The following is a 616-nucleotide window of genomic DNA, read 5'->3' on the forward strand; positions in this document are numbered from 1 at the left end:
CCAACACTCTATTGATCGTCCATACCGGATTCCCCCCGGCGACGCAATTTCCAGCATTCTGTCACTTCTAAGTCCCTCCACTTCCATGTCTGCGACTGTGGTTACAGGGGGGGACTGGTCAATTGATGCCCCTCCGCCTGATGGACTGGTATTCATAGCGGTAAAACGTGGGTCATGCTGGCTGGCAGTCGAAGGGGCTCATGAACCGATTCACGTCGAAACTGGTCATTGCTACTTAATAAAGCGCGGACATGCGTATCGCCACGCCAGCGATCTTTCACTAAAACCGATCAACGCAGCAACAATGTGGAAGCCATCGTCCGATGGAAGAGTGTTTCATGGTGCGGTTCATGACACGGAACTGATTGGCGGACAATTCAACTGTGATTCGCTGCAGTTTTCGATTTTGCTGGACATGCTGCCACCGGTAATTGTGATTCCTTCAAAGTCCGATGGTGCCTCCGTCATTCCGTGGTTGTTGGACCGATTGATGAAAGAACTGATAGATGACAACCACGGTAGTGTTCTGATCATCGATCATCTTGCTCACATGCTTTTGATAGAGATACTGCGCGCTCATTTAGCGTCTGGAGAAGATTTCCACGTGGGTTGGTTG

1 protein-coding gene is annotated in these 616 nt (G+C 50.3%); it reads left to right on the top strand.

The annotated features are described in order from the left end of the window. Positions 1-46: 46 nt before the first annotated feature. Positions 47-616, top strand: a 570-nt coding sequence (locus AC5S26_RS29935) for a cupin domain-containing protein (protein ID WP_494188603.1), incomplete at its 3' end; no start/stop codon positions are given.

This window comes from Edaphobacter sp. FHG110511_03, from assembly GCF_059115365.1.